Raw genomic sequence first — 18,838 nt, forward strand, 5'->3', positions numbered from 1 at the left:
CATGGGAGACATTGACGTAGCTATCGGTGTAGACGCCGACTGTGTAGCTGGCTGGCTCGGGTCGTACGGCGGGGCCGACTCGCCGGCGGACCTCTCTCGGGGCCTCTCGGCGGGCAACGAGGGAATTCCGAGAATGGTCCAGCTGTTCGAAGACGAGGGTATCGACACGACGTGGTACATTCCCGGCCACACCATCGAGACGTTCCGCGACGAGGTGGAGGCGGTCGCCGCGGGCGGCCACGAAATCGGAGTCCACGGGTACTCACACGAGAACCCGACGGACCTCTCGCGGGAACAGGAAGATGCCATCATCGAGAAATCTATCGAGCTCATTGAGGATGTGACGGGCGACCCGCCGGTGGGTCACCGCGCGAGCTGGTGGGAGTTCAGCGAGAACACGCCGGAACTGGTCGAGAAACACGGCTTCCTGTACGACAGCAGCCTGATGGAACGAGAGTTCGAGCCGGGCTACATGCGGAAAGGCGACAGCTGGACGAAGATTCAGTACGAACAGGACGCCGAGACGTGGATGTCGCCGTACGAGTACGGCGCTGAGACCGACGTGGTGGAGATACCTATTAGCTGGTATCGTGACGACATTCCGCCGATGCTGTTCATCAAACAGCCCCTCTACCACTCGGGGTACAAGGACCCGAACATGATGTACGAGCAGTACTACAAAAAGCAGTTCGAGTACCTGTACAACCGCCGCGGGGCGGGCGTCTACACGTTCACCATCCACCCCGACCTGCACGGCCTGCCACACATGATTCCGTTCCTCGAAGACTTCATTCAGTACGTGAAGAGCCACGAGAACGCCGAGTTCAAGACGCTCGAAGCGGTCGCCCGGAAGTACAAAGACGACCCGAGCGTCTACGAGAGCGAAAGCGGCTACGTCTGACCAGACTGTCAGCGACCGGACCGTCAGTGCGACGACCGTCTCCGAACCGACTTTTTCGACGTTTCGACCGCGACGAACCAGCGCCGCGAGCGTCCGCGGCCGGCCGGTTACTCGAACGCTGCGCGGATAGCCGCCAAGTCGTCGCCGACCGATTCCAACACGAGCATGAGCTTGATGCGCGCCTTGTGTGCCGGGAGGTCCGACCCGTCGATGACGCGGCGGTCACGGAGCGTCTCTCCGCCACCGGGTGACCCGTACACCGGCGCGACCGCCCCGCCCTGACACCGCGTCGTGACGACGACGGGGTAGCCGTCTTCGGCCAGCGAGCCGGCGGCCTCGCCCAGCGCGTTCGTCGCATTCCCCAATCCGGTCCCTTCGAGGACGACGCCGTCGGCCTCCGCCTCGACGACGGACCGGAGCTGTCGGTCGTCGGCCCCGATGTAGCTCTGGACGACGGCCACGTCTTTCGAAGACTCGATGGCGTCCACCGACGCGGACCGACTCCCGGGTTCGCGGAGAAGGCGCGTACCCTCGCGGGTGAACCGAGCGACTGGGGACGCGTCCGGCGAGGCGAACGCATCGAGGTCGCTGGTGTGTATCTTGGTCGCGTCGCGGGCGGCGTGGAGTTGCTCGTCGAAAGCGACGTAGACGCCGCCGCGCCCCGTGAACGACTCGTCGACGGCCGCGCGGACGGCCGTGAGGAGGTTGCTCGGGCCGTCGGCGCTTACCTCGTTCGGGCGGCGCTGCGCGCCGGTGAACACCACCGGCACGTCGAGGTCCAACGCGAGGTCAAGGTAGTACGCGGACTCTTCCATCGTGTCCGTTCCGTGGGTGACGACGACACCGTCGGCACCGTCCACGGCGGCGTCGCGCGCCGCGTGAGCGGTCGCCGCGACCGTCTCGAAGTCCATGTCGAAGCTCGGACGGAGCGCCACGTCCCGTACCTCGACTTCGGCGTACTCACCGAGTTCGGGAACGGCGTCAACGAGCGCCGCGCCGCGCTTGCTCGGCGTCGCGCCGCCTTCGCCGTCGGTGCTTGCGATAGTGCCGCCGGTGCTGAGAACCGTGACCTGTGGAGGCATATGAGTGCTGTTGGGGCTCCGCGGATTAGCTCTTTCGTCCACGCAAACGCGAGCGGCGGCCCGGTGAGACCCCGCGACCACGGCCGGCGACGTTGACCCGCCGACGACCGCCGACACACCTCAACGGCGAACGTGTCGGTCGAGGGAACAATGCAGCAGTCTGCCAAACAATATTAAGAATCAATGGAACTATTACGATTATAGCTCTGTAATTTGGAGGGCGGTGACTCCGGTTGCACCGCCTGGTGACGGACGAAACGAATCTGACGAACGACTCGGTTCAGCGGCGATCGGGTGAACCTTTTTACTATCGGGCCGGAATTATCGATGGTATGCCAGTCGACACACTGATTACTGGTGGTACGGTCGTCACCGCGACGGACACGTTCGACGCCGACGTAGCGATAGACGGCGAGGAAATCGTCGCCGTCGGCGACGCGTCGTCGATGCCGGACGCGACGGAGACGATTGACGCCGAGGGACTGCTCGTGATGCCCGGCATGATTGACCCGCACGTCCACATCGACGACATGTTCTCGATAGACACCCACGAGACGGCGTCGGCGGCGGCGGCCCTCGGGGGCGTCACCTCCTACGTCGACTTCGCCTGGCAGGCGTGGACGGGCGAGTTGTCCATCTTCGAGGAAGGCGGGACGCTGTTAGAGGGTATCGAGCGCAAGCGCGAGAAGGCCGCGAACGCCCACGTCGACTACGCCTTCCACGGGGCTATCACCCGCGAGGACCCGGCGGTGCTGTCGGAGCTCGCAGACGCCGTCGACGCAGGGGTCTCCTCGTTCAAGATGTTCACCACCTACGAACACGGCCTCTCGAACGGGTTCATGCACACCGTGATGGAGGAGATAGCCGACATCGACGCCGTCGGCGTCTACCACACCGAGGACGCCTCGCTCATCGACGCGCTCACAGCGCGGTTCAAAGCGGAGGGTCGCGGCGACCCGACCGATTACCCGCAGTCGCGGCCGGACTACGCCGAGGCGATGGCCGCCGAGGATGCCGTGCGGATGGCCCAAGAGACGGGGGCGAAGTACTACGGCATCCACACCTCCTGCCGCAAGTCCGCGGAGGTGCTGTCGCAGTTCCGCGACGACGGCTCGGCGGTCCGCGCAGAGACCTGCACCCACTACACGACGCTCACCGACGACGTGTTCGAGACGCAGGGTAACCTTCCCATGATAGCGCCGCCAATCCGCAAACAGGATGACGTAGAGGCGATGTTCGAACATCTCGCCGACGGCACGCTCGACGTGGTTTCGACGGACCACTGCGGCTACAAACGCGAGTCCAAGGAGGTAGACAACTGGTGGGACTCGACGTTCGGCGCGAACGCCCTTCAGGTGTCCGTGCCGGTGTTCCACGACGAGGCGGTCAACGAGCGCGACTTCTCGTACCCGTTCCTCGTCCGCGTGATGAGCCGGAACCCCGCGCGCATCTTCGGGATGTCGGACAAAGGCACTCTGGACCCTGGCACGGACGCGGACGTGATTCTGTTCGACCCCGAGGAGACGTACACGATTACTGCCGAGGACAACGCCTCGAACGCCGACTTCTCCATCTACGAGGGCCGAGAGGTCACCGGTCGCGTGAAAAAGACGTTCGTCCGCGGCGAACTCATCGCTGACGACGGCGAAATCGTCTCCGAGCCGGGCCACGGCGAGTACATCAACCGGGAACTGCCGGACTGGGACGCCTGAGACCGCCGGGAGGGACAGGCTTTTCACCGTCTGGTCTCATTCGACGTGTGAATGAGTAACGCAGCACAGGAGCCAGCGGTGCCGACCGACAGCGACGGCGCACCGCTGTTTCCACACGCGAACGTGGTCGCGGTGAACGCCTTCGCCGACGTGCTGGCCTCCGCGCTGGGGCCGGCGTCGCGCGACAAGATGATTGTCAACGCGCTCAGAAGCCACGGGCCGGACGAAAACGAGGTTCCCCACGCGGCCAACGAGATGACAGCCGACGACATCACCGTCACGAGCGACGGGGCGAGCCTGCTGGAGTCGCTTCCGACCACGCATCCCATCGCGCCGGTCGTGACGCGGGTTATCGGCCCGGAGCGGCCGGGCGAGACGGCCGTCGAGGGCGCGGACATCCCCGACGGCGTCACCGCGACGGTGGTGCTCATGTCGGAGCTGCTCGACGAGGCGGTCGAGCTGTTCGACCGAGGTGTCCACCCGTACGACCTCCGAGCCGGTTACCACCGGGCGATGGACGCCGCCCTCGCGGAACTTGACGCGGCGACGACGCCGCACGACGGCCGGCGAGCGACGGACCTCGCGATTGCGCGGACCGCGATGACCGGAAACGACGTGGGCGGCGTCGTCGGCGGGTTGGCCGAGGGCGTCGTCGACGCCGTCGACGCCGTCGGCTTCCCGACCGAGGCGACGCTTGCGGTGCGGTGCGTGAGCAAGGGGTCGATGAGTGACTCCCGGCTCGTCGACGGCGCGGTGCTCGACGTGAACCACCGCGTCTCGGAGGAGATGCCTGTCCGCGTCGAGGACGCGACCGTGCTCGCGCTGGGCGGATTCAAGCGGTCGCTGTCGGACCCAGAGCTGTGGACCGAGGGCGCCTCTCTTGACCTCTCGTCGCCCGACGACGCCGCGGCGATGGAAGACGTGTACACGGAGCGGCGCGAGCGGGTGGTCGACCGCATCGACGACCTCGGGGTCGACGTCGTCGTCACCCGCCTCGGCATCAACGACGAGTACCAGCGACTCCTCGCCGACCGCGGCATCGTCGGCATCAGGCGAGTGAACCGGCTCCATCTCGAACAGGTGGCGCGGGCGACGGGCGCAAGCGTCGTGACCAACCCGACCGATGTCTCCGCGGGCGACCTCGGACACGCCGGCGTCGTCGAGGAAGTGATGCGCGAACCGCGCCGGCACCGCCGGAAAAACCGGTTTATGACCGTCTTCGAGGGCTGTGAGAACCCCGACTCGGTGACGGTGCTCCTCCGCGGTGTGACCGATCAAATCGCGGCGCAGGCGACGAGCGAAGTGCGGAAGGCCGCCGCGGCCGTCGGCGCGGCCCGCGGCCGCGGCGGGAACCGGGGTGGTGTCATCCCCGGCGGCGGCGCAATCGAACTCCGCATGGCCGCCGCCGTCCGCGAGGCCGCGCGCGCGGAGCCGTCGCGGGCGCAACTGGCGATGACGGCGTTCGCCGACGCCCTCGAAGCCGTCGTGGCGACGCTCGTCCGCAACGCGGGCGAAGACCACGTCGAACTGCTGGCCGACCTGAAGGCGGCACACGCCGCGGGCGACGACGCCGCGGGGTTCGTCCTTCCGGACGGCGAGGTCGGAAACGCCGCCGAGTGCGGCGTCTTCGACGCCGCGGCGACGAAGCGCCGGGTCGTGCTGCGCGCCTCGGAGGTGGCGAATCTCGTGCTCAGAGTCGACGACGCCGTGGACGCCGACTTCACCGAGGAGCCGGCGGGACCGGGCGAGGCAATCTACGACGAAGAGGCCGAAAAACACGCTGACTACCTCGAACACACCGACGGGACGCGCTGGGATATCTGAGACGCGGCGCGTCGACGTGTGGGTGCCGACGGGTGGTCGCTGCCGACCTCGAAAAAGAAGCAACCGTGTTCCGTTCGATTCGGGTCGCGTCAGGCGTCCGGCCAGCGCTCGATGTAGACGGCCTCATCGGTGTAGAAGCGAATCGCGTCGTCGCCCTGCGCGTGGAGGTCGCCGAAGAAGGAGTCCTTCCAGCCGCCGAAGTGGAAGAACGCCATCGGCGCGGCGGTGCCCGCGTTCACCGCGAGGTTGCCCGCCTCCACCTCGTGTCGGAACCGCTTGGCGTCGGCCCCGCGGTCGGTGAACAGGCTGGACGCGTTGCCGAACTCGCTTTGGTTGACGACCTCGACGGCGTGGTCGAAGTCGTCGGCGCGGACGAGCGCCAACACCGGCCCGAAAATCTCCTCGCGAGCAATCGTGTCGTCGGGCGACACGTCGCCGAAGACGGTCGGCCCGAGGAAGCTCCCCTCGGCGGGCACGTCGGCGTCGCGGCCGTCGTACAGGAGCGTCGCCCCCTCTTCGACCCCGGTTTCGACGTACTCCTTGACGCGGTCGCGGGCCGCCCCGGAGATGAGCGGCCCCATGTCGACGTCCTCGGAGAGACCGTTGTCCAACGTCATCCCCGCCGCGATGTCGACGACGCGCTCTGCGAACTCGTCGTAAATCGCGTCCTCGACGACCGCGACGGGGTTGGCGAGGCAGCGCTGGCCCGTGTTGGCGAACGCGGATCCGATGGTCTGTTCGGCCGCGAAGTCGAGGTTCGCGGAGGCGGCGACGACGATATGATTTTTCGCGCCGCCCTGCGCCTGCACGCGCTTGCCGTGCGCGGCGGCCGTCTTGTAGACGTGCTTGGCGACGGGCGTGCTCCCGACGAAGGAGATGCCCTCAACGCCGTCGTGTTCGACGAGCGCGTTCACCGTGTCGGCGCCCCCGTTGACGAGTTGGACGACGCCGTCCGGGAAGCCGGCCTCGTCGACGAGTTCGAAGATGAGCCGGGCGGTCACGGGCGTCTTCTCGCTCGGCTTGAGCACGAACGCGTTGCCGGTGGCGACCGCGTACGGCAGGAACCACAGCGGAATCATCCCCGGGAAGTTAAACGGCGTGACCGCCGCGAACACCCCGAGCGGCTTTCTGACCGCCGTTTCGTCGATGCCGGGCGCGGCGTTCGGAAGGTGGCCCGCCTGCATCATCGACGGGATGCCGCAGGCGACCTCGACGTTCTCGATGCCTCGGCGCAGTTCGCCTTTGGCCTCGTCGAACGTCTTGCCGTGCTCGCGGACGAGCGCCTCGGCGATGTCGTCTTGGTTCGCTTCGAGCAGTCGCTTCAGCTCGAACAGGGGTTGGATGCGCTCTTCGACGGGCGTCGACCGCCACGTCTCGAACGCCGCCTTCCCCGCGCTCACCGCGTCGTCGATGTCCGCCGCGGTGCTGTAGGTGACCGACGCGACGGTGTCTCTCGTCGCCGGGTCGACCACGTCCCGCCCGTCGTCGCCGGACGCCGGACGCCATTCCCCGTCGACGTAGTTCTGTACTTCGCCTCCCGCTGAAGCGTCTTCTCGCATGGTACGTTCGACTGCAGTTCGCTCCCAATTAAGTCTTTCCTACGATTTTCGAAATATAGCTCTAAAGAAAGAATTTGTCCATTGAATTTCAAAGAGTCTCGAACGCTGTTCTAGAAATAAGCATCTAGTGCAAAGATTAATCAATAGCAGGGTAGTAGTCGTTCAACAACGATGCCGGAGCGAGAACCAAGCGGCGGGTCCGAACTGAACGAGACGGAGCGGGTCGACAAAGAGCACGTGTTCGGGACGTGGTCGTTCCAGAAGGACGTATCGCCGACGCAGGTCGTTGACGCCGACGGAGCGCAGTTCACCACTGCGGACGGTGGCCAGTACGTCGACTTTTCGAGCCAGTTGATGTGCTCGAACCTCGGTCACTCCGCGGACGCGGTCATCGACGCGGTCGAAGAACAGATGCGGAAGGCGGCGTACGTCTCGCCGGGCTACACGACCGATGCGCGGGCGAAGCTCGGAAAGAAGCTCGCGGAGGTGACACCCGGGGATCTCTCGAAGACGTTCTTCTCCACGAGTGGAACCGAAGCGGTGGAGGCGGCAATCAAAATCGCCCGGTTCTACACGGGGAAACAGAAAATCGTCTCGCGCTATCGTTCGTACCACGGCGCGACGTACGGGTCGATAAGCGTCACCGGCGACCCCCGCCGGCTGCCCGCCGAACCGGGGATTCCAGGGACTATCAAAGCGCCCGACCCGTACGCCTACGGCTCGACGCTTGACCCGATGGAGAGTGTCGAGTACATCGACGAGATGCTCGAACTCGAAGGCGACACCGTCGCGGCGATTCTGGTTGAGCCAATCGTCGGGTCGAACGGCATACTCGTCCCCCCGGACGAGTACCTGCCGCGGCTGAAGGAAATCGCCCACGACCACGGGGCGCTGCTCATTTGCGACGAGGTGATGTCCGGGTTCGGACGGACCGGCGAGTGGTTCGGCTGCGACGTGTTCGACGTCGAACCCGACATCATGACGATGGCGAAGGGGCTGACCGGCGCGTACCAACCGCTCGGGGCGACCATCGTCACGTCCGAAATCGCCGAGCACTTCGAGGAGAACATGTTCTGTCACGGTCACACGTACTCCGGCCACCCGGCCGCCGTCGCCGCCGGCCTTGCAACCATCGAGACCTACCAAAAAGAGAACCTCATCGACCGCGCCAACGAGATGGGCGGGTACGTCGGCGAGCGCATCGAGGAGCTCGCGGCGGACCATCCCAGCGTCGGCGAGACGCGCGGCGTCGGTCTGTTCCGCGGCATCGAGCTGTCGCGCCGCGCCGACGAGCGCGTCCCCTTCGGTACACGCTCGGACAAGATTAGTTCGGGGAGCACCGTCGTCGACGAGGTGGCCGCAACCGCGAAGGAAAACGGGGCGTACGTCGCGAACATGATAAACACGCTCATCATCGCGCCCCCGCTCACCATCACGAAAGACGAAGTCGACACCGCCATCGACGCGCTTGATGCCGGGCTGGCGGTGTCCGACGCGGCGATGGACTAGCCCCGACGGACCGACACGGCTTTTTCCCGACGGCGCATAGCCGTCGGTATGACCAACGGACTCCGGTCGGTCGCGGATTTGGATGAGACGGACCTCGCCATCCTCGAGCGCGTCGAAGCCGACTTCGACGTGAGTTTGGAGACGCTGGCGGTTGAACTCGACATCTCGAAATCGGCCGTCCACTACCGGATCAACAAGCTGAAAGAAAGTGGTGTGATCCGCGGCGTCACGGCCGACGTGGACCCGCGGTCGCTCGGGTTGGAGATGGTCGCCATCACCGACGTCTCCGTCACCCACGAGACGGGTTACTCCGACGAAATCGGCGCGGAACTCGACGCCCTCGTCGGCGTCGAACAGGTGTACTACACGATGGGCGACATCGACTTCGTCGTCATCAGTCGCGTCCAATCCCGAGAACAACTGAACGCGCTCATCGACCGGATGGTGGCTATCGATGGCGTGAATGAGACCTCCTCGAAGTTCGTGATGCAGGAGTTCGAAAACGACCGCAGATACGTCTCGAACCTCAGCGAGGAGGCCCGCGCCGCCGTCCTCAACCCGTCGAGCGACGCCGACGGCTGACGGCCGGCGAGCAGGTGCTGGCGGCCGCCATCGAGAAAAAACACGACAGTCGCAGGAAGACCCACAACCTCGGCGGACCGGACCACAATCTCGGAGAATGATTTTGATGTGTGAGTTATTTGTAGCATCGTAAGGAAGAATCAGCCGCTCAATAGCGCGTGCTTACTGATCGAGATCCGGTTGTATCAGTACTGTCAATGAATCTGCGTCGCGGCCAACTGGTTCAACTCGGAATCCATGAGCTTCAACGATGTACCGAATATCACTCGGCACAAGGTCGATGTCCCCAGCATCGTATATCTGAGGAAGAAATCGACGCCAACCAGAGGGTTTCTCACGGCAGTCCTCTTGATTAAGTGGAACTACTCCACTAGCCTCCTTATCGTAACCCTCGTCCCGGGAAATCGTACTATATCCGCGTTCGTGGAGCGAATTAAGTAGATCTCGGAAGCCATCGGCCATCGTCTCACCCAATCATCACTAAAAGAATAAGTGTTTCCATGGCCGGTATCCGCGTTACCCCTGTACGTCCCCTCGACGAAAGGAGACGGAACAGCAGTGTTTGCAACGAACCTCAGGATTGGGCCAGCCGAGGCCGAGGCGTACTGTCAGCGATACAGCCGCCGATGGCAAATCGAAAACGCGTACAAGTCGATCAAGTACGACTTCTTAGCGAAAACCTCCTCGAAAGACTACCGCGTCAGGCTCTTCTACTTCGTGTTCGCAGCGTTACTGCACAATATCTGGCGGCTTACCGACTTTCTCCTGAAAGCAGGAGTAGCGGCGATATGGACTATGCGCCTGTCCTGACAGCTGGTGAATGTGTGGAATGGGTTTCTTCTGCACTGATCCCAGCAGACTAAGCAGCTCCCAATTCGGTTCGCCCTTCGTGAGTGGAAACACTATCTCGAGGCAGGAGTTTCGGACGGAAATCCGACATTTGCAGAGTTCGATTCGATAATCGACCGAAGAGGTCGATCAGGATAGATAATTCTGACTAATACATCATTGAATAAAACTGAAAGCTGGCCATCCTCCGAAACAGTGGCCATCCCGACCAATAAATTTGGTATAGCGATATATGATTCATTGAGTAATTTCGGCAGCGGGTCGATATATCGCTAATCCTCGTTGTCTCTGCGGGACAATGAGGTAATTGAGAATGTAAGAAATACGCTATTATTACGCTACCTCCGAACTCCTCGGTCCTTAGAATGAGATATCAGGGAAGCGACGCTCGTTCTCTTGGTCAACAAACCACCCAGCGGAGTCCAAGTTTCGGACCGTGACCGACTGCCAACTGTCGATTTTCGCACCTATACTGCTGTAAGCGCCGTTTCTTGGCTAGTCGAACGTCATCCCGTAGCCCCACTCTTCGAGGCACTCTTCTGTTTCATCGAGGTGCTGCAGGCCGACCTTCATGAGCGCTTCACGGAGGTCGGTGAGTGAGACGTTTTCTTCGAACCGGTCTTCGAACTCCCGGAGGGCGTCTCGCTCTGCGACTTTTGTCTCCTTCTGTAAGAACAGCGGGACGCGGTCACGACCGTCTTGGACGCCATCACGGCGGAATTTGTATGGAATCTGGATCTGCTGGCGAGACTCTTGGGTGTCTTCGCCCTCGGCCTGTTTCGAATTCGTTTCTTCGGCCTGTTCAGGCTCTGTTTCCTTCGTCTGAGTCTCTGTATCGGTCGTCGAGTCAGTCGACGAGTCATCTGCAAACGGATCTTCACCAGCTCCTTTCTTCATGCCAGTCATACCGTCACCACCTCGTGATCGACGTCACCCGGTTCCGGGGGGTTTGGCGCTTCGATACCAACCTGTTCTTCGAGATGTCTCGCGATGCGGTCGAACTGAGCAAGCGTTTCAATTTCGTAGTCACGGCGACGATCACGATGTTCACGGACGTATTTGAACGCCGAACATTGCTCCATCCAGCACCCCTCCATCAGGGAGGCACGCTCGCTGATGATCTCTGGGATCGGATAGTCGATTTCAGCTAGTACCTGCCGTTGGTCACGTGTGTTTTTGAATCCGGTTGGGACGGCGGCGAGCACACCAACGTCAATCTCGAGTTGGTCTTCAAACCCGGCGACGAGGGCTTCAAGCCCCTCAACTGCTGCACGGCCCTTTGCGCTTGGTTCGACGGGGATGACAAGCGACCGCGTCGCGTGAATCGCGTTGTAGAGGTGTGGCCCTTCAGTTGCTGGCGGGTCACAGATCAGTACATCGTACTCCTCCGGGACGCCGGCCTCGCGGAGTACACGGAGTAACTGTGCGTGCATCCCGAATGCTTCGCCCATGGCTTCCGCCTGGTCTTTCTCTCGCTGGAGAAAATCGGCTAAATCTGAGAGCATATTATGCTCCGGAACGATGTCGACACCTTCGACAGTCCGAATGAGATCCTCAAAGTCGCCGTTGGGGCGTCGAATCATATGCCGGACAATGTTATCGACTGAATCCGTCCGCTGGTCGTCAACCCCGAAGAGACGTGAAAGATCGCCGTCTTGTGGGTCAAGTGGAACGACGAGCGGTTTCAACCCTGCCCGAGCGTGCGCAACCGCCAGGTTTGCTGCGGTGGTCGTCTTCCCGACCCCGCCTGCCTCGCTGTAGGTCGAATATGTGAGCATACTGTGTTCATGATGAACCATCACCTTGAATCTTCTGTGCATGCACTCATTGTGTTCAACAGAGATATCCATTCGTTATGTTCAGCAATGAATGTACACAATGAACAAACAAGCTGAATACATCTGATGAACAAACACAATGAACGCCATGGCTGGGTGAGACTATACTCATCCATGATTACAGCGGTCTACGGGGAAATCTGATTTAGTGAACAAGGTTAATGAACACAATTCATGAATGTATGTGGTGGGTACTCCGCTTGGACAAACCTCTTTGCTGTGACACCACGTAGCTACTACTGGAGACAATCTGTGTCACACACGTCTCCACAACTCCCCCATGACAACTGATTCAACGATACTTGGTCGGTGTCCTGACTGTGGTGACGAGCTTGCGCCGCATCAATTGCTGATTGAGTTTGAAGAAGCAGATGATACAACCGGCGTGTTCGCGGAATGCTACTCGTGTGATGACGTCGTTCGACCAGAGTGACCCCTGCTCTTTGTTGCAGGAATCGACTTTCACACATCGATGGTGAGGGGTGCGATATGTCTGGGAGAGTTCCAGTTGAGAGCTGCAGGAGATGTTCGATTTACACATCGATGACGGGGGGAGGGTCTTCAATCTCGACCTCGGTGAACACGTCAGTCGTCGCGTTGAATGTGCCAAATGGTTCGTGGCCCAAACCTACTTCCTGCGACGAGATCCTGTTCAGAGTGGCGAACTAACGCTACTCAATCTAAACGTCCAGATGTCTCATTTTCGATGTACTTGTAATAAAGCACTACACCAGATATGAGACATCGACAACTATGTTAACCAACAATTGGGCGTATATAGCCGATCTGTTGGTTAATGTAGCCCCTCGAATCATGTCGGAATAATCCGTGCTAGCAAGATTTATTCCTGTTACTCACGTGGTGTGAGTATGGAAGAACCGCGCTCTGAACTCCAGGCTGATGCCGAGGAGCGAACTAACGCGCCAGATTTCGACGCCCTGACCTCGCCAGAGGAACTTGTCCGTGGAGAGCGGACGCGAGACGATTTTTTTGACGCTGTGCTTGGGCTCAGCAAACCAGCGACCGCCAGCGAAGTTGCTGACCTCGCAGGCCACGGCGTCGACGCCGCGAGAGAGTACCTCGAGTGGTTCGAACAGATGGGTATCGTGAAGCAGGTTACCGAGTCGCCGGCCACGTATGTACGCAACCAATCATACTTGAACTGGCGGCGGGTCCAGATGCTCCAAGATGAGTATTCGTCAGCGGAGTTGCTTGAGTTCTTGAAAACGGAGGCAGCGAGAGCCGAGGAGTTGGCCGAGAAATTCGATGTCGCGTCGCCAGAAGCGGTCTCTCTCTCAAAGCACGCATCAGCTACTGACCAATCGATAGAGGACGTTTGGGAGGCTGTGTCTGCGTGGAAGACGGCTCGCCGTCGGGTTGAGCTCCTCGAACGGGCACTAGCAACCGAGCCGGGCGACGCTGCTGATCAGCAAACGGCGGTATGACAGGACAAGATGAGAGTAGTGGGTCGCATTCAGTTTCTGGTGCTCCAATTGATTTCGACCGCTTGGACGTCATCCGAGATCGATTTGCTTCCGACGAGCGGTTCACGCAGATAGTCGACCAACCTGAATTCGCCCCTGACCGGTTGGTCTGTGTGTACGATACACAGTTTTACCTATCGAGTGTTCACAGTGCCCGGGTAGAGATTGTCTGGTTCGAGAACGGTGACTTCTCGCTCCATTACCACGAAGACTACGAGCAAGGAACGTTCGATCATCGATGGGACCGCCACCCGTCGGATCATAACGCTCGCGACCACATCCATCCCGGTCCAGATGCACCGACACCTGGAGATGATTCACCGCATCCCAGCGATTGGCGTGACGTCCTCTCAATGGCTCTTGTCGAGATTGAGGCTCGTCAGCGTGCATTCTGGGAAGGCTGACCCACCCGCTATGGTGTTCACTTTACTGCCTGTTGTACGCTTCATCGAGGTCATCGTACTCTCAAAATAGCAATCACTTTCGTCGGGTGAGGCACCTCCAAAGTACTAGACGACCCCGGACGTGAGAATGAACCCAAGTAAGAGTACGATACTGATGAGAAGGCCACCGACGAGTGGTGTATTCTCCATTGCTTTCTCGTGGAGGGCCATCTGTTCGTACTCTGAGCGGAACTCTTCGAGGTTTGATTCGTCGTAGAAGTACTTCGTTTTCAGCACAAATCGCTCGGTAACTGCACAGCCTGTACATACTGGTGTCCCCTCGAGCCGTTCTGTTTTGATGTGCGAGTCACAGTTGATGCTCCCACAATTTGCACAGTACGTGTACGATTTCGCTGTTTCTTTCTCACAGTGGACGCAGCGATGGATTCCATCTTCGATCGCGACTCGGGAGGGCCCCGCAGCGTAGTACGAGTACGGATAGGTGTACTGCTGGAGTTGCAGTGTCTGTCGAACCCGTGGGACGTAGAGCGGTGAAATCGCCTGGATAGAGATGTCTGACTGCTTCGGTTTACACGTCTTCTCGTAGGTGACATTGTTGCCACCTGTGTAGCTGACAGTCGTCGTGTGATGTTGCTGGAGACGAGAGACTGCCCACTCTTTGTAGTCGGTTTCTGTCTGCCCGTAGCGAGTGACGTCGATGTCGTCGAACATCGTGCTGAAGCGGTCGGAATCGAGTTCGACTGCTTGCTGGCTGTTGTTCGCGATGAGGTCTGCAAGCTGGCTGTCTGCGATGCTGGGTTCTCCTCGTATCGCATGGACGACGAAGCGGTTTGATTCGTTGACACGGTGGATGACACCGACTGAGGTTTCGAAGACAGCGTCTGTTCGTGCACTAATGGTGAGATACGGCTGGAAGTCAACGAGCTTGTGTGGTTCTGGGAGTGCGTCTGCGTCGAGGTTTTGGATGTCACGGGCTGCTTCACGTACTGGTGCGTAAACACCGCTTGCAGGGTCGAATGGCCGGAGCGTTTCGTTACAGAGAATCTCGATGCGGCCGTTGTAGAGATCCAAGCCGACTTCATCGGCGATATCTCTCAGGTCGGTTCCGTCGATGAGCTCAATCGGATATGGATCGCCGTTCTGTCTAAGGCGAGTAGCGTACTCTTCGGCGGGTGCAGAAAATTGCCCTGTCGTGACGACGATACCACGCTTTGGGCCGTCGTAGTCGTACGTCGCGATGGCTGAGTGGAGTTTCTGGACGACAGGCCGTCCGACAGAGCCTGTGTGTTTGCACTCGACGACAACTCCACGGCGTGTCCCGTCGACGACCTCCTCCATGAGGATATCTCGTCCTTCGTCGGCGGTTTTGCGTGCCTGATGGACGTTTTCGTACCCGAGATTCCGAAAAACATCCTCCATCAGGTCTTCAAATTCGAATCCGGAGAAATCGTCTAAGAGTGGCATGAGAATTTCACTTGACAACCAGACGTACTGTAACTATTAATTAATTGCCTCCCTGTCACTAGGTGCTGTAACGCCCGTCAATGTGTAAGCGGTGAGCCGTCTACTCCACCCTCGACAGAGTTCAAGCCAGGTGTCTTTCTGTGACACACTCCATAACTTGTCTCAGTCCGACGGAATTCTATTGTGACGATACACCATGGATTTAGACATGGAACCGAGCGATGGACGTTCAGAGGCGCTTTCTGCCCTCAGAGAGGCAGTCCGTTCTGACTCGGATATTAAATTCGTGGTCACACTCGGCTCACAGATTACGGGCGGGGCGACGATGGCGTCTGATCTCGACATCGCAGTCAAGTTTGCGGACAGTCTTTCTGCTCGTGACCGATTTGAGAAGTAGTGTTTCTTATCGGGTGATCTTCAGTGGGAGGATGCGCCGTTCGTTGATGTCTCGGATATTGAGACGCTCCCACTAGCTGTTGCACACGATGCAGTCAGCGGTTCGTTCGTCTGCGGTGATGAGCAGGCATTCGAACAGTTCAAGACAGAGACTGAAGCACAGTTCGCCGAACAGCGGGACGACCTTCGGCGTCAGCGGCGCGCGGTAATCGATCGCATTGCGGAGGAGGGACTCCGTGACTGACGAGCGAGCTGTCTCAATTTGGATGTACCTGTATTAACTACTGCATCGAATATGAGGCACGTGGTGAAGTCGTGATGCGACTTGAATTCAGAACGGCCTCGAACCTTAGGTTTCGATGCATCTCTCTCGTCGAACGACTATCTCTTATGGATTAGTTCCGGTCTCGCACGTGCAAACGCCGCCTACTCTTATCTGGTTGGTGACGTGTTTGTGGACACTCTTGGCAAGTTGTTGCATCGCTTCTGCTTGTCGCTGCGTTGGGCGACGTCCGCCGTAGTAACTGTCAGTTCGATTAGTATCGTACAAGTGCCGAAGGTCGCGTGTTGTGTCCCGAGACAGAAGCCCTAGATCAGATGCACGATCGTAGCAGGTGGTATGGTCGTGGAAGTCATTGAGCTCGCTCGTTCCTTCGGCTAATGCAAACGCTTCGATAGACCGTTCGGTTGCACCGAAACACAACTCAATCGTCGCAGTGTAGAACCCTTGATCAGCGATTTGATCAACAGCTGCAAGCAATCGGCAGGCCTTCGTGAGCTGTGTTTTCCAATCGTCGTCCGGGTCGATCCCGTCTTCGCGTGCTGGGACACCAAACCCCTCCTCGTTGAACGCGTCAGTTGCCGCGTTGAGTGCGTCGGTTATGGCTCGTGGATCGGATCTTTCACTCATCGAGCTCACCGTGGAAGACCATCTTTCGGACTGTTTCAAACTTCTCGGAGTCGTAGACAACAAGCCCACCACGAAGTACCTCTCGCAGTTCCTCAGTATAGTTCGGAATCGCAGGCAAGGACTCGACGTCGATATCGTATGCGTACCGGCCTGTTTCGAATTGCCGCTCTTCGAGATCCTGTCGTACACGGTTTGCCGTTCGCTGGTTCGCCATTCGATCTTCCTCAACGAGTACCCATAGGTCAATATCACTTAGCCGGTCTGCGTTTCCTCGTGCGACACTCCCGTAGAGGAGGATGCCAATGACACCGTCGAGATTCTCGACTAATTCGTTGGTTGCAGTGCGGACAGGTGGCTGGAATTCTGATTGGGGGATCTGAAGAAACAAGTCGTCCGGTCGTGACAACCGGGCTCGGTTGACGTGTACAAGCCGCGTGTTCCCTTCACGGCGGTCGATTACAAGGTTGTTTGCAGTCAATACGTCCACCGCCTTGGAAATACTTGGCTGGGAGTAATCTACAGCGTCAGCTAATTCAGTGATAGAAAACGAGTCAGAGTGATAACGAGATAAAAATAGAAGCACTTCGTGGACTGCTTGGCTTTTGAATAAATTCGCGTCTTGTGCTGGAATATCGAGTGATATACTTGTCCCCTCTCTATGGGGAGTATTCGTGCTACTTTGCATACTAAAGAGTAAGCTCGTCTACTTACTTATACTTTATATAAAAATAGGGTATCTGTTCAAGTAGTATGCTTAGTTGAACTTGTCCGGGTAGCCTCGCTTAGGTGGAAAAGTGCTAGTATATTTTTTTGCAACTAATTCGAGGCTGTTCCACGATCAGAGGACTACCTTTCAGCTTGACGTCCCCGCCCTCATTCCGATTCAAGACTCCCTTCGGATTTGGATAGTGGTTATTTGTTCTTGGGTATACTCAGGATTGGAAATCCAACTAGGGAACATAGAATCGCCTCACTGCTACCATATTGCGAACCAATCAGGAATCCAACCCCAATGAAGGTAAGACCGAAAATCAGTGATGGACCTGAATCGCTTTTGGAACGCTTTGCTGTCTCTAGATGGTAACTGTCACCACCATCAGTCCGAACTGTGCCCTACTATTCATCTGTAATCCACTTCTTGTTTCACTTTCACCGAGGCCACATCGGATTCATAATGGTTGGCAAGAAAGGATAACCAATGACTGAGTTACCGTCGAAGTTTGAGGAATTCCTCTCAAACATTCGACCGACTGACAAACAAATAAGTGATTACGTTGACGGCCACGAACAACTCCGTGAGCGACTCTCAAACGATGGTGACCTATCCGAAATTCACGTCTCTGATTTCCTCCAAGGCAGCTACGCTCGTCGAACAGCAGTCAAGCCAATCGGTGACGAGAAATCTGACGTCGATATAGTCTTCGTGACAAACCTGCCGAAATCTGAATATACGGCCAGCGATGCAATGGAGCTCTGTGAGCCGTTTCTTAATCGGTACTATCCAGGCCAGTGGGAACCAAATCAACGGTCCTACAAAATCGAACTGAACAAAGTCGAGATGGATCTCGTTCTCACTGCTGCACCGAGTGAAGCGGTGATAAACGAATTGTCTGCGCCTGGTTCTATTGGGAAAGCGAACATCGCCAATATTGCTGATCAGCAAGACATGGGAATCATCGCCAAATCAATAGATAACACGTTTGAGGGTGCCGAGAAAAATTGGCAAGATGAACCGTTAGACATCCCTGATCGAGAACTGGACTCTTGGGATCAAACCCATCCCCTTGCAACACTGGACTGGACGCAAAACAAGAACGACCGAACCAACGGTCACTACATCAATGTCGTCAAGGCCCTCAAGTGGTGGCGACGGACGCAGGTTGACTTTCCCGAACGGCCGAAAAGCTACCCGTTAGAGCGGCTTATCGGAGAGTGCTGTCCGGACTACATTTCAAGCGTCGCAGAAGGCGTGGTGCGTGCATTCGACGTCTTCATCGAAAAGTACGAATCAAATGCCGAGCACGAGGATACGCCGGTACTTGGACAACACGGTATCCCTGAGAACAACGTACTCGCCCGTCTTGAGGGGAGAGATTTCGCCGCATTTTACGGTCGAGTGACAGACGCTTCTGAGGTGGCTCAACGAGCTTATGAGGAAGAAGACAAGGAACAATCGGCTCTGTATTGGCGAGAGATGTTCGGTGAAGAGTTCCCGTTAATCGGTGACAGTGACGATGATGATACGGACGACGAGAGTACGGCCACATTCACCCCCCCGAATAACACAGCTAACGTTTCTTCACAACGGTTCGGGTAATTCAACT

The 18,838-nt window shown here is 58.7% G+C and carries 15 protein-coding genes and 2 pseudogenes; 10 read left to right on the top strand and 7 right to left on the bottom strand.

All coding sequences use genetic code 11. The features are described 5' to 3' along the window. The first annotated feature begins 1 nt into the window (after position 1). Positions 2–901: a polysaccharide deacetylase family protein gene (locus DEQ67_RS16450; protein WP_049914847.1), complete on the top strand. Its 900-nt coding sequence runs from the start codon at positions 2–4 to the stop codon at positions 899–901. Positions 902–1,008: 107 nt separating this feature from the next. On the opposite strand, the gene DEQ67_RS16455 is transcribed toward DEQ67_RS16450, so the two are convergent. Continuing rightward, positions 1,009–1,983 (bottom strand): asparaginase, encoded by a 975-nt coding sequence (locus tag DEQ67_RS16455; RefSeq protein ID WP_115803503.1) that lies wholly within the window; start codon positions 1,981–1,983, stop codon positions 1,009–1,011. Positions 1,984–2,315: 332 nt separating this feature from the next. Between DEQ67_RS16455 and DEQ67_RS16460 the strand changes: the two genes are divergently transcribed. Together DEQ67_RS16460 and DEQ67_RS16465 are read left to right on the top strand one after the other, a co-directional pair. Continuing rightward, positions 2,316–3,695 carry a dihydroorotase gene (locus tag DEQ67_RS16460; RefSeq protein ID WP_115803504.1) on the top strand — a complete coding sequence of 460 codons (1,380 nt, stop codon included), beginning with the start codon at positions 2,316–2,318 and terminating at the stop codon, positions 3,693–3,695. Between the two features lie 51 nt (positions 3,696–3,746). Further along, positions 3,747–5,519, top strand: a complete 1,773-nt coding sequence (locus DEQ67_RS16465; RefSeq protein WP_115891648.1) for a TCP-1/cpn60 chaperonin family protein — start codon at positions 3,747–3,749, stop codon at positions 5,517–5,519. A gap of 89 nt (positions 5,520–5,608) precedes the next feature. Here the strand turns inward: DEQ67_RS16465 and DEQ67_RS16470 are convergent, their stop codons facing one another. Continuing rightward, positions 5,609–7,078 carry a CoA-acylating methylmalonate-semialdehyde dehydrogenase gene (locus DEQ67_RS16470; protein ID WP_115803506.1) on the bottom strand — a complete coding sequence of 490 codons (1,470 nt, stop codon included), beginning with the start codon at positions 7,076–7,078 and terminating at the stop codon, positions 5,609–5,611. 171 nt (positions 7,079–7,249) lie between these two features. On the opposite strand from DEQ67_RS16470, the gene DEQ67_RS16475 reads away from it, so the two are divergent. The 3 genes and pseudogenes from DEQ67_RS16475 to DEQ67_RS16485 all read left to right on the top strand — a co-directional run. After that, on the top strand, positions 7,250–8,587 hold the full coding sequence (locus DEQ67_RS16475; RefSeq protein WP_115891647.1) for an aspartate aminotransferase family protein: 1,338 nt from the start codon (positions 7,250–7,252) through the stop codon (positions 8,585–8,587). A 48-nt stretch (positions 8,588–8,635) separates the two neighbouring features. Beyond that, the gene (locus DEQ67_RS16480) at positions 8,636–9,169 is read left to right on the top strand and encodes an Lrp/AsnC family transcriptional regulator (protein WP_115803508.1); all 534 of its coding nucleotides are present in this window, start codon (positions 8,636–8,638) and stop codon (positions 9,167–9,169) included. Positions 9,170–9,691: 522 nt separating this feature from the next. Then, positions 9,692–10,032, top strand: a pseudogene (locus tag DEQ67_RS16485) (transposase); the annotation flags it as partial. Between the two features lie 481 nt (positions 10,033–10,513). Here the strand turns inward: DEQ67_RS16485 and DEQ67_RS16490 are convergent. After that, complete coding sequence (locus tag DEQ67_RS16490) at positions 10,514–10,924, bottom strand: hypothetical protein (RefSeq protein ID WP_115883608.1); 411 nt, start codon at positions 10,922–10,924, stop codon at positions 10,514–10,516. Further along, positions 10,921–11,796 (bottom strand): ParA family protein, encoded by an 876-nt coding sequence (locus tag DEQ67_RS16495; protein WP_004967663.1) that lies wholly within the window; start codon positions 11,794–11,796, stop codon positions 10,921–10,923. Before DEQ67_RS16495 ends, DEQ67_RS16490 begins: the two co-directional genes overlap by 4 nt. A gap of 929 nt (positions 11,797–12,725) precedes the next feature. On the opposite strand from DEQ67_RS16495, the gene DEQ67_RS16500 reads away from it, so the two are divergent. Continuing rightward, the gene (locus DEQ67_RS16500; RefSeq protein ID WP_115803509.1) at positions 12,726–13,301 is read left to right on the top strand and encodes a DUF7342 family protein; all 576 of its coding nucleotides are present in this window, start codon (positions 12,726–12,728) and stop codon (positions 13,299–13,301) included. Further along, positions 13,298–13,744, top strand: a complete 447-nt coding sequence (locus tag DEQ67_RS16505; RefSeq protein ID WP_115891646.1) for a hypothetical protein — start codon at positions 13,298–13,300, stop codon at positions 13,742–13,744. The genes DEQ67_RS16500 and DEQ67_RS16505 overlap by 4 nt, the downstream gene beginning before the upstream one ends. Positions 13,745–13,849: 105 nt before the next feature. On the opposite strand, the gene DEQ67_RS16510 is transcribed toward DEQ67_RS16505, so the two are convergent. Continuing rightward, on the bottom strand, positions 13,850–15,208 hold the full coding sequence (locus DEQ67_RS16510) for a restriction endonuclease (RefSeq protein ID WP_115862134.1): 1,359 nt from the start codon (positions 15,206–15,208) through the stop codon (positions 13,850–13,852). A 208-nt stretch (positions 15,209–15,416) separates the two neighbouring features. Between DEQ67_RS16510 and DEQ67_RS16515 the strand changes: the two are divergent. Continuing rightward, positions 15,417–15,848: pseudogene (locus DEQ67_RS16515) on the top strand (nucleotidyltransferase domain-containing protein). Between the two features lie 144 nt (positions 15,849–15,992). Here the strand turns inward: DEQ67_RS16515 and DEQ67_RS16520 are convergent. Both DEQ67_RS16520 and DEQ67_RS16525 read right to left on the bottom strand, forming a co-directional pair. Next, a complete protein-coding gene (locus DEQ67_RS16520; RefSeq protein ID WP_115805996.1) occupies positions 15,993–16,514 on the bottom strand; it encodes a DNA-binding protein in 522 nt (173 codons plus the stop codon). Then, the gene (locus DEQ67_RS16525; protein WP_115891645.1) at positions 16,507–17,199 is read right to left on the bottom strand and encodes a nucleotidyltransferase domain-containing protein; all 693 of its coding nucleotides are present in this window, start codon (positions 17,197–17,199) and stop codon (positions 16,507–16,509) included. The genes DEQ67_RS16520 and DEQ67_RS16525 overlap by 8 nt, the downstream gene beginning before the upstream one ends. Positions 17,200–17,712: 513 nt before the next feature. Between DEQ67_RS16525 and DEQ67_RS16530 the strand changes: the two genes are divergently transcribed. After that, positions 17,713–18,831: an SMODS domain-containing nucleotidyltransferase gene (locus DEQ67_RS16530; RefSeq protein WP_115891644.1), complete on the top strand. Its 1,119-nt coding sequence runs from the start codon at positions 17,713–17,715 to the stop codon at positions 18,829–18,831. The last annotated feature ends 7 nt before the right edge of the window (positions 18,832–18,838 follow it).

Origin of the sequence: Haloferax sp. Atlit-48N (assembly GCF_003383015.2) — an archaeon.
Classification (GTDB): domain Archaea; phylum Halobacteriota; class Halobacteria; order Halobacteriales; family Haloferacaceae; genus Haloferax; species Haloferax volcanii.

What these genes read in the sequence shown, in the direction of transcription:
- DEQ67_RS16450 (WP_049914847.1), top strand. Translation starts at nt 2, where the DNA reads ATGGGAGACATTGACGTAGCTATCGGTGTAGACGCCGACTGTGTAGCT.
- DEQ67_RS16455 (WP_115803503.1), bottom strand. Translation starts at nt 1,983, where the DNA reads ATGCCTCCACAGGTCACGGTTCTCAGCACCGGCGGCACTATCGCAAGC.
- DEQ67_RS16460 (WP_115803504.1), top strand. Translation starts at nt 2,316, where the DNA reads ATGCCAGTCGACACACTGATTACTGGTGGTACGGTCGTCACCGCGACG.
- DEQ67_RS16465 (WP_115891648.1), top strand. Translation starts at nt 3,747, where the DNA reads ATGAGTAACGCAGCACAGGAGCCAGCGGTGCCGACCGACAGCGACGGC.
- DEQ67_RS16470 (WP_115803506.1), bottom strand. Translation starts at nt 7,078, where the DNA reads ATGCGAGAAGACGCTTCAGCGGGAGGCGAAGTACAGAACTACGTCGAC.
- DEQ67_RS16475 (WP_115891647.1), top strand. Translation starts at nt 7,250, where the DNA reads ATGCCGGAGCGAGAACCAAGCGGCGGGTCCGAACTGAACGAGACGGAG.
- DEQ67_RS16480 (WP_115803508.1), top strand. Translation starts at nt 8,636, where the DNA reads ATGACCAACGGACTCCGGTCGGTCGCGGATTTGGATGAGACGGACCTC.
- DEQ67_RS16490 (WP_115883608.1), bottom strand. Translation starts at nt 10,924, where the DNA reads ATGACTGGCATGAAGAAAGGAGCTGGTGAAGATCCGTTTGCAGATGAC.
- DEQ67_RS16495 (WP_004967663.1), bottom strand. Translation starts at nt 11,796, where the DNA reads ATGCTCACATATTCGACCTACAGCGAGGCAGGCGGGGTCGGGAAGACG.
- DEQ67_RS16500 (WP_115803509.1), top strand. Translation starts at nt 12,726, where the DNA reads ATGGAAGAACCGCGCTCTGAACTCCAGGCTGATGCCGAGGAGCGAACT.
- DEQ67_RS16505 (WP_115891646.1), top strand. Translation starts at nt 13,298, where the DNA reads ATGACAGGACAAGATGAGAGTAGTGGGTCGCATTCAGTTTCTGGTGCT.
- DEQ67_RS16510 (WP_115862134.1), bottom strand. Translation starts at nt 15,208, where the DNA reads ATGCCACTCTTAGACGATTTCTCCGGATTCGAATTTGAAGACCTGATG.
- DEQ67_RS16520 (WP_115805996.1), bottom strand. Translation starts at nt 16,514, where the DNA reads ATGAGTGAAAGATCCGATCCACGAGCCATAACCGACGCACTCAACGCG.
- DEQ67_RS16525 (WP_115891645.1), bottom strand. Translation starts at nt 17,199, where the DNA reads ATGCAAAGTAGCACGAATACTCCCCATAGAGAGGGGACAAGTATATCA.
- DEQ67_RS16530 (WP_115891644.1), top strand. Translation starts at nt 17,713, where the DNA reads ATGACTGAGTTACCGTCGAAGTTTGAGGAATTCCTCTCAAACATTCGA.